The sequence below is a fragment of the Coleofasciculus sp. G2-EDA-02 genome, from assembly GCF_040226375.1.
Taxonomy (GTDB): domain Bacteria; phylum Cyanobacteriota; class Cyanobacteriia; order Cyanobacteriales; family Coleofasciculaceae; genus Coleofasciculus.
The window spans coordinates 1-8,389 of the sequence record NZ_JAVKEW010000014.1 but is presented as its reverse complement, the minus strand read 5'-3'; the positions used below and the strand labels follow the sequence as shown (position 1 = coordinate 8,389).

Genomic DNA, 8,389 nt, shown 5'->3' with positions numbered 1-8,389 from the left:
CCCCCCCTAACCCCCCCCCCCCACCCCCCCCCCTCACACCCCCCCCTCCCACGGGGGGGCTGGGGGGGTGGGGGGCAAGGGGGGATGGGGGCTAGGGGGGATGGGGGCTAGGGGGGATGGGGGCTAGGGGGGATGGGGGCTAGGGGGGATAGAGAGGGGCTGGGGGTGAGGGAGATTGTGGCTTAACTTGACCTAGATAGCAAGCCTTGCGCCCCTACATTTAACGTAGCAAAACCGATGTCAATTGTCAGTAGAAATACCCTAAAAAATAAAACCAACTATTTCCAGCTATTTCCAATTATTTTCCTCTATTTATAATCTGTTTCGATCCATTTGTAGATGATTATCGTTAATTTGCCACAATTCCAATCAATCGAATTACTTTTTCTAACTACCTACTTCATGTTTTTAATCTATTTTTTCAATCGCCTGACTAGACCTCATAACCCTAAATTTAACGAGGTCAAGCCATGAAATCCCCAACATCCAAAACCTGGAAAAAGAAACTCTGGCTATTAGCCGAATTCCTAATTCCTAATCTCATCGACTGGTTATTCAAATCCAACCTAGAACCCGGAGTCAGTCTTTGCTTCCTACTGTGGAATTGGCTAATGGATGAAGAGACGCAATCCGATGAACACCAACGCCGCAAATCCTGGCTCATGTTCTTAATTCTTTCTGGTATGGCGTTAGCGATATCATTCAGTTTTCCTGCTTCCTCTGTAGATTGTGAGACATCCATTAACCCTCAAATTGGTCACGATTTATAGTAGAAGGCAGAAGGTAGAAGGGAATAGGAGTGCGAGCGGTTCGCCTACTTCTTACTGTTGCACAATTTTCGGCTTTTCACCGATTAACCAATAGGTTTTCATTTTACCCTTGCCTTTAACCCGGATAAATCCCCGTTCGACTAACTCATACTTGTCTCGCAAGCGCTGGTAAGTTATCTCAGTTACCTGAATTCTGTCCGGTTGACCGCGAGATTCCATGCGACTAGCGATATTCACCGCATCACCCCAAATGTCGTAGCTAAACTTAGTTGTGCCAATGACGCCCGCAATAACGACTCCGGTGTTAATCCCAATCCGCAAACGAAAATTCTTACCCGTTGAGGTATTGATTTGTTCAAGGCTCTGTTGCATATCCAGTGCCATTTGCGCGATCGCATCGACATGGTTGCTCTGAGGGGTAGGTAGTCCGCCAACTACCATATAAGCATCACCAATGGTCTTAATTTTTTCCAAACCATGCTTTTGGGCTAATCGATCAAACGTAGAAACGATCATGTTGAGCAAGCTAACCAGTTCTTGGGGAGAAATCTGACCCGCTAGTTGAGTGAATTTTACTAAGTCGGCAAATAAAATGGTCACATCTTCATGTTTCTGGGCGATTAATCCTGGCTCATGTTGCAACTGCTTGGCAATAGTTTGGGGCAAAATATTGAGTAACAAGTTCTCAACTTTTTGCTTTTCCCGTTTTAAAGCCGCATCGGTTTGCTTGCGTTGGGTAATGTCATGAAAGAAAACCGAGAGTCCTTCATAGGAGGGAAAAGCTCGCACTTCAAACCAGCATTTGATGGGTGGGTAGAAGGCTTCAAAGGTGACAGGACTCTGTTGATCCATTGCTTTGTGATATTGCCGATCAAATTTTGAACCTACCGTATCGGGAAAAGTGTCCCAGATATTCTGACGTAGTAATTCTTCAGGTTGGCGGTGTAAAATTTGAGCGCCGACTTGATTAACGTAGGTAAACTGCCATTGCCGATCCAAGGCAAAAAACCCATCAGTCATGCTTTCGAGGAGTTCGACGACTTGCTGATCTGATACTCGCTGCTTGGCTTCGACTTCTTGGCGCCTAGCAACTTGGCGATTTAACCGGGTTAAATTCAACCGTAGTTCCATTTGGTTAATCACCTGACGGCTTAGAGCTTGGAGGGCGGTGATCTGTTGCGGTGTGAGATCGTGAGGAATCTTGTCAATCACACACAGGGTTCCCAAGGGAAAACCATCTTCAGTTACTAAAGGAGCGCCCGCATAGAATCGGATATTGGGATCAGACGTCACCAGAGGGTTCCCGGCAAACCGCTCGTCTTTTAAGGCATTGGGTACAACCATGATATCTTCGGGATTCAGAATAGCATGAGCGCAAAATGCCTGTTCTCTGGGTGTTTGTGTCGCATCGATGCCAACTTTTGACTTAAACCACTGGCGATTTTGATCAATCAGGCTAATCAGGGCGATGGGAGTCCCACAGATGTGTGAGGCTAAAGCTGTGAGGTCATCAAAGTCTTGTTCGGGTAGTGTATCAAGGATGTTGTACCCCCGCAGAGCTTTGAGCCGCTCTGCTTCGTTGGCGGGTAAGGGTGCAGCTTGAGTGGAAGGTTGGGTAGAAGAATGCCGACGCGATCGCAGCGACATTATCGTGTTATATAAACCTTTACCAAGTTTTGCCAGCCATCTGATGAGACTGACAATTCCTCTAGTCAGATTTTTTTTTAATCGTTTACGTTGACGATTCGGCTTAAACAAAGGTTAACTGTTTTAAGACACTGCACAATGTATCTAAATGGTAGCCACACGACTTGAAGGATGAACATTAATGACTTGCTGGTAACTATTTTGACTGAAACCGTGAAAACCTGCATAAGCCCTAAGCATCAATTCCGACTCATAAAAAACAAAAAAAGGTGGGTAATACCCACCCTCTTGTTCTATGTGTTATAATTGAAAGTTAGCTTTGCTTAACAGGTTCCTTGGCTAAGAACTTCTCCAATTCTGTCAACGCATCCGCATCAACCTTGGTTTGCATTGGGCAGAACTTGGGTCCACACATTGAGCAGAATTCAGCCGTTTTATAAATGTCTGCGGGCAAAGTTTCGTCGTGATATTCTTTTGCCCGCTCAGGGTCAAGTGCTAACTCAAACTGGCGATTCCAGTCGAAGTTATAACGGGCGCGGGAAAGTTCATCGTCTCTGTCTCGTGCGCCAGGGCGATGGCGTCCAATATCGGCAGCATGGGCAGCTATTTTATAGGCGATTAAGCCATTTCGCACGTCCTCAGCATCCGGTAGTCCTAAGTGTTCCTTGGGTGTCACGTAGCACAGCATTGCTGTCCCATACCAACCCGCCATGGCTGCCCCGATCGCGGACGTGATATGGTCATAACCAGGAGCAATATCAGTCACCAAGGGTCCGAGCACATAGAACGGTGCTTCAGAACACTCTTCCATCTGCTTTTTAACATTAAACTCAATTTGATCCATTGGCACATGACCCGGACCTTCCACCATCACCTGCACATCATGTTCCCAAGCGCGGCGAGTCAGTTGTCCCAAGGTTTTCAGTTCTGCTAATTGCGCTTCGTCAGAGGCGTCATGAGTACAACCTGGACGCAGGGAATCACCTAAACTGAACGAGACATCGTACTTCTTGAAAATCTCGATAATATCGTCGAAGTGAGTGTAGAGAGGATTCTGCTTATGGTGGTGCAGCATCCACTTCGCCAGGATACCGCCACCGCGAGAAACAATACCGGTGAGGCGATTTCTCACCAAGGGTAGATGTTCAATCAGAAGTCCCGCGTGAATGGTTTGGTAATCAACCCCCTGCTGGGCATGTTTTTCAATAATCTGGAGAAAATCATCCGGGGTCAAGTTTTCTATCGTACCGTGAACGCTTTCCAGGGCTTGGTACACGGGTACTGTGCCAATGGGTACAGGGGAAGCGTTGATAATCGCCGTGCGGATTTCATCTAGGTTCCCACCCCCCGTGGATAAATCCATCACAGTATCGGCGCCATATTTAACCGCCAGGTTCAACTTGGCGACTTCTTCGTCAATATTGGAAGAGTTGGGAGACGCACCGATATTGGCATTGACTTTACACTTAGACGCGATGCCGATCGCCATCGGTTCTAAGTTGGTATGGTTAGTATTGGCAGGAATAATCATTCGTCCCCGCGCCACCTCATCCCGAATCAGTTCTGGGGAGAGGTTTTCTCGCCCTGCGACATAATGCATTTCCTCGGTAATCACACCTTGGCGGGCGTAGTGCATTTGTGTAACATTACCCTGTCCCTGCCGCTTAGCGACCCATTCTGATCTCATATTAGATTCCTTTTAATAAACCGCTTCCCTCCGCTGGTCTTAACCAGTCTCAGGTTCTCAGGGTGTAATCTCAGCCTGGTTGCTCAGGCACCCCTAGCTTTAGTTGTTCATCCTACCACTAGGCTTGGGTGAGGGGATAAAGCTTTATAAAAGTTTACGTTTGATAGATAAACCTTAACCCGTAGTGGCGTGGTACACCTTAATTGGTAGATTAGCTTTGTAGGGGCGCATGGCGTGCGCCCAATTTCACCGTCAATGGCGTGCGCCCAATTTCACCGTCAAATCTATCCCACAATTTTAGCTGTGTCAGTCCAGTAGTAGCGTGGCACACCTTATTTGATGAATTATAATGGGAGCCCGAAAACCGTAGGGGCGCATGGCGTGCGCCCAATTCAATGGTAAGATCTATTCGACAATTTTAGCTGTGCCAGTGCGCCATCGTGGGTTAGGCGGTACTCAACCCACGGAAACGAACCATTGAATGATCTATCCGCCGTAACCCACCAAGTTATCCTTGATTCCGGATTAACAAAAGATTCGGGTTCCTCAACAAAATTAAGGAATTTCCCCTTGATGATAGCAGGGCGAGTCGAGAAAATTAAGGAATTTCCCCTTGATGATAGTCCAGCGACTCGCCCCTACAAGATTACAAGGTTACAAGGTTACAGGGTTACAGTATTTAGGAAATTGGTGATTGATCGCCGATTTATTCTAATCTTTTTTCTATTATTTTAACTGTGTCAATCCACAAAATATAGTGCTAAAGCCCTTACTACGAACGAATTCCAAGTTCAAAGCTCTCCATCTCATTGTCGAATAGTTCCTTGATTTTCTGTGACTCAGACACTAATATTCCCCGTTCATCTCGGAATGTGCGGTTGGGATCTCCCTTAAACGACAGCCAGTTAAAACTGGTGACAACAGCAAACTTGGAGTCAGAGATAAGGATTTTGGCGTGGGTATCACCTAAACGCTTGAGACAAAAGTTATCGTACTGCTGCTCTAATTTTTTTATCGCTTTTTCGGCTTTATTATCGCGTTCTTTTCCTCTCCTTTTCTGCTTGACTGCTCGATTATCGTAGCGACGAGCGATTTGTTCCTGATCATATTGTTCTGGAGAAATCAAGTCATATTTCGGGACAGCTAACATTGAAGTGGCTTTAGCCTTCACCAAACTCTTTTTACCTGATTTTGTCGAACATGAGGAGGGTATATTTTTATCAGAAGCCTTTAATCTAGAAATTTATGAGCAGTGGAAAGCACAACTCAGAGAGGATATTACCGCCATTGAACAGGTAATGAACCATCAGCACATTGATGATTTGCTCCCGGATGCAGAATCGGTTGGGATTGATAACTTATTTTATTTAGGACAAGTAATCAAACAAATGTGGGCAAATCATCTCAAGTCACTGTATCCCCAGCGTAGTTTTAAGGTTTCTTGTGATAGAGATGAATACACCGTGGTTGTCACCTTCCATCAGATGTTATATCGGAATAACAATCAATATTCTCCTAGGAAATCGCCCATTCTTGCCAAAAACTCCTAGGGGCGAAGCATTCTTGCCAACAACTTAGTACGAAGCCCATAAGCTGATTCAAGAATGCTTCGCCCAGAACCCAACCCCAAAGTGACAAAAATGGATCAGATTCTGTTAGCGTCGGAAGCATGTCAAGGAAAGCACAAAACATCCAAGCTAACCCGATAAGTTAGGTTTCGTTCCAAAAGCCCAACCTACTTGCATTGACATGCAGCCGTGAGCGTCTCGCCCACAATGCTCCCCTCACAATGCGAGATCACATGGCGAGCAAGATGCTCGCACTAAAGTTAGGCGTCACTTTCAATGTAGATAAACAGAAGTCCCATCACCACCGCAGGCATAAGCCAACAGACGACAGGAATCAGAATCCAGGGTAAGAACGAAGCTGCATAAGAACCGGTCATGTCAAATTGTCCTATCTAAATTTACAAGAGTCCAAAACAAATATTACTCAATTCGTGAACCCAATGGGGTTAGTTATTAACCAAACCCCGGAAAATGGCATCCACCGTCTCAAAATTCTCAAGTAGGAAATAGGCAACGAAAGCGCCACCCATACCTCCAACAAAGAATCCACCCGCAAATTCACTCCAACCTTCAGAGGTTTTGAGCCGTTCTGTACTCGGAGCGCTTTCGGCGGCGTCTTTGAGCGACACTAATCCCCAAGCTGCCATTCCGGCGGTTCCCAGAAGAACTAACACCAAGGCGCCGACTAAGCCGCCCAGATACCTGGCAGGTTCATAATCCCGTAACGGTCCAAATACAACCCACGGACCAAGCAGGAAGTAACCATGAGCCATGCCAATTTCCAAACCGCGTAGAAACGGGGATAGCCCTTTGCGGTAAGCTGGCAAGTTGCCAATAAACGCTCTGGTAAACGCCGAATCGCTGATTGGAGTCGATAAATGACCCACAAAAGGGTCACCCCCATAAGGTTTTACCATTTCCATATCTCTTGCATCTGCCATTTAGATGTTGCCTCTCACTCTGAATGTTTACAAAAATACCTGACTTAACATTGTACGCAGGGAGGGGTAATCCCATGGCAGAATATGGGAAGACCTTTAAAAAACTTCATCAAATTAGTTATAGGTTAAGGATATAGCACCGCCGTGTCTCCATGGAGTAATCGGCATTAATCATCATCTACGCCCACAGACCAAAACCCCTGACTTCTTGGAGAAATCAGGGATATGACCTGCACAAATGCGGCTATATGTCAAGGCATGAGCTAAATGTCGGTCGTTCACTATTATTGTAGTATTTTGAAAAAAATAGTAATCTCAAGAGTCAGTAAATGAGACATATCTTCAATCAACTATACAAAAACCTGAAACGTCTAATACTACCGCTATTACTGGGCGTTTTAGTCAGCGGATTGGTAGCTACACCTGCCAACGCTATAGGCGTCTACCAAATGCCCAACGTCAACGCGGGTGAACCAACCTGGGTGATTGATCAAGCCGACGTACTCAGCCGCCTGAGTGAAGGCAAGTTGAGCAAAAGCTTGGAAGACTTAGCCCAGAAAACCGACAAGGAAGTCAGATTTGTGACCATTCGCCGTTTAGACTACGGTGAAACCGCAGACAGCTTTGCCCAAGCCCTATTTGAAAAATGGTATCCGACACCGAAAGCACAAGCCAATCAAACCTTGCTGCTGATTGATACCCTGACCAATAATACTGCCATTGTCACCGGGGAAGCAGTCAAGTCAATTATGCCCGACGACATCGCCGCAAGTGTCGCCTCAGAAACAATGACAGTCCCCTTACGGGATGGTAACAAGTACAATAAGTCTTTTTTAGAGGCTAGCGATCGCTTAGTTGCTGTTCTATCAGGTCAACCTGATCCCGGTCCTCCGGTTGTCGAAGAAACGGTTCAGGTTGAAGGCACATTTACCAGTGCTGAAGAAACTGACACCAAAAACTCGACCATCTGGGTTGTTGTCTTATTGGTTGTCGCTACAGTAGTACCGATGGCAACCTACTTCTTTTATCAGGGCTTCTCTGGCTAAGTTGGTCATTTGTCATTTGTCATTTGCCACTGTTCCCTGTGAGGCGCTAATCTTGGACATACTCCTGTCCAGTAATTAAAGCATACTCAGCCCGCATAAACTCCCGTCCTAAATAAGCCCCATGATCTAACATCGTGACTGGACAGGGCTGGGTTTGCTCAAAAATAGTCACACAAATTTCCTTGGCGGTTCTACCGGTAAATAAGGTAGTATGAGTCCGTTCCACCTTCCCCCGTGCGGGAATCGGTTTACCCGTCTCTGGGTCAACCGCTAAACCGCGATCATCGATCACATTGGTGAAATGTTTGGCACAAATTAACCCCCCATCCCGGTCAAGGTAGATAATAAAATATCCACCAGGATCAAGTTCAATTTCCCGTTTAGACAGTTTGTCATCAATAGTACGCAGGTCTTCTGCTGTTTGGTTCATCTTTTCTTAGCTCAATGTTTCCCTTCTTGAATAGTACCGTGCTTGGACACTTTACAGCAGGCAGAGGGTAGGAGGCAGAAGACTCAAATGGACAATTGGGACGAAAATCCAGACTCCTGCCAATTGTGCTGAGGTTAGTTAGGAAACAAAGAGACTTTCTTCACAAATTGACAATGGATAATGAACAATGGATAATGACCTCTCCTTAAAAGAAGAGGATTGAAATTAAGGAAAATCTTTTTTAATTTCTTCGTAAACGAAGAGGTTTTAGACCCAATTAATCAATTGTCAATTATCAAT

At 45.8% G+C, this 8,389-nt stretch carries 9 protein-coding genes and 1 riboswitch; of the genes, 3 read left to right on the top strand and 6 right to left on the bottom strand.

Annotated features, from left to right (window positions below; translation table 11 throughout):
- Window positions 1-470: 470 nt before the first annotated feature.
- Entirely contained in the window at window positions 471-770 is a 300-nt protein-coding gene (locus RLO19_RS01060; protein WP_446353053.1) for a hypothetical protein, read from the top strand.
- A 51-nt stretch (window positions 771-821) separates the two neighbouring features.
- On the opposite strand, the gene RLO19_RS01055 is transcribed toward RLO19_RS01060, so the two are convergent.
- The 3 genes from RLO19_RS01055 to RLO19_RS01045 all read right to left on the bottom strand — a co-directional run bounded on the left by RLO19_RS01055 (window position 822) and on the right by RLO19_RS01045 (window position 5,275).
- Window positions 822-2,528, bottom strand: a complete 1,707-nt coding sequence (locus tag RLO19_RS01055; protein WP_446353051.1) for an adenylate/guanylate cyclase domain-containing protein — start codon at window positions 2,526-2,528, stop codon at window positions 822-824.
- 202 nt (window positions 2,529-2,730) lie between these two features.
- Entirely contained in the window at window positions 2,731-4,104 is a 1,374-nt protein-coding gene (thiC, locus tag RLO19_RS01050) for a phosphomethylpyrimidine synthase (RefSeq protein WP_446353049.1), read from the bottom strand.
- Window positions 4,105-4,112: 8 nt separating this feature from the next.
- Window positions 4,113-4,209: riboswitch (TPP riboswitch) on the bottom strand.
- Window positions 4,210-4,876: 667 nt separating this feature from the next.
- Window positions 4,877-5,275, bottom strand: coding sequence for a hypothetical protein (locus tag RLO19_RS01045; protein ID WP_446353047.1), 399 nt, complete (start codon window positions 5,273-5,275; stop codon window positions 4,877-4,879).
- On the opposite strand from RLO19_RS01045, the gene RLO19_RS01040 reads away from it, so the two are divergent.
- Window positions 5,259-5,654: a hypothetical protein gene (locus RLO19_RS01040; protein WP_446353045.1), complete on the top strand. Its 396-nt coding sequence runs from the start codon at window positions 5,259-5,261 to the stop codon at window positions 5,652-5,654. The genes RLO19_RS01045 and RLO19_RS01040 overlap by 17 nt on opposite strands.
- Window positions 5,655-5,932: 278 nt before the next feature.
- On the opposite strand, the gene RLO19_RS01035 is transcribed toward RLO19_RS01040, so the two are convergent.
- Both RLO19_RS01035 and RLO19_RS01030 read right to left on the bottom strand, forming a co-directional pair.
- The gene (locus tag RLO19_RS01035) at window positions 5,933-6,049 is read right to left on the bottom strand and encodes a photosystem I reaction center subunit VIII (RefSeq protein WP_446334143.1); all 117 of its coding nucleotides are present in this window, start codon (window positions 6,047-6,049) and stop codon (window positions 5,933-5,935) included.
- 69 nt (window positions 6,050-6,118) lie between these two features.
- On the bottom strand, window positions 6,119-6,613 hold the full coding sequence (locus RLO19_RS01030; protein WP_446353043.1) for a photosystem I reaction center protein subunit XI: 495 nt from the start codon (window positions 6,611-6,613) through the stop codon (window positions 6,119-6,121).
- Between the two features lie 329 nt (window positions 6,614-6,942).
- On the opposite strand from RLO19_RS01030, the gene psb32 reads away from it, so the two are divergent.
- A complete protein-coding gene (psb32, locus tag RLO19_RS01025) occupies window positions 6,943-7,659 on the top strand; it encodes a photosystem II repair protein Psb32 (RefSeq protein ID WP_446353041.1) in 717 nt (238 codons plus the stop codon).
- Window positions 7,660-7,705: 46 nt separating this feature from the next.
- On the opposite strand, the gene RLO19_RS01020 is transcribed toward psb32, so the two are convergent.
- The gene (locus RLO19_RS01020; protein WP_446334140.1) at window positions 7,706-8,089 is read right to left on the bottom strand and encodes a DUF4346 domain-containing protein; all 384 of its coding nucleotides are present in this window, start codon (window positions 8,087-8,089) and stop codon (window positions 7,706-7,708) included.
- Between the last annotated feature and the right edge of the window lie 300 nt (window positions 8,090-8,389).

What these genes read in the sequence shown, in the direction of transcription:
- RLO19_RS01060 (WP_446353053.1), top strand. Translation starts at nt 471, where the DNA reads ATGAAATCCCCAACATCCAAAACCTGGAAAAAGAAACTCTGGCTATTA.
- psb32 (WP_446353041.1), top strand. Translation starts at nt 6,943, where the DNA reads ATGAGACATATCTTCAATCAACTATACAAAAACCTGAAACGTCTAATA.
- thiC (WP_446353049.1), bottom strand. Translation starts at nt 4,104, where the DNA reads ATGAGATCAGAATGGGTCGCTAAGCGGCAGGGACAGGGTAATGTTACA.
- RLO19_RS01035 (WP_446334143.1), bottom strand. Translation starts at nt 6,049, where the DNA reads ATGACCGGTTCTTATGCAGCTTCGTTCTTACCCTGGATTCTGATTCCT.
- RLO19_RS01030 (WP_446353043.1), bottom strand. Translation starts at nt 6,613, where the DNA reads ATGGCAGATGCAAGAGATATGGAAATGGTAAAACCTTATGGGGGTGAC.
- RLO19_RS01020 (WP_446334140.1), bottom strand. Translation starts at nt 8,089, where the DNA reads ATGAACCAAACAGCAGAAGACCTGCGTACTATTGATGACAAACTGTCT.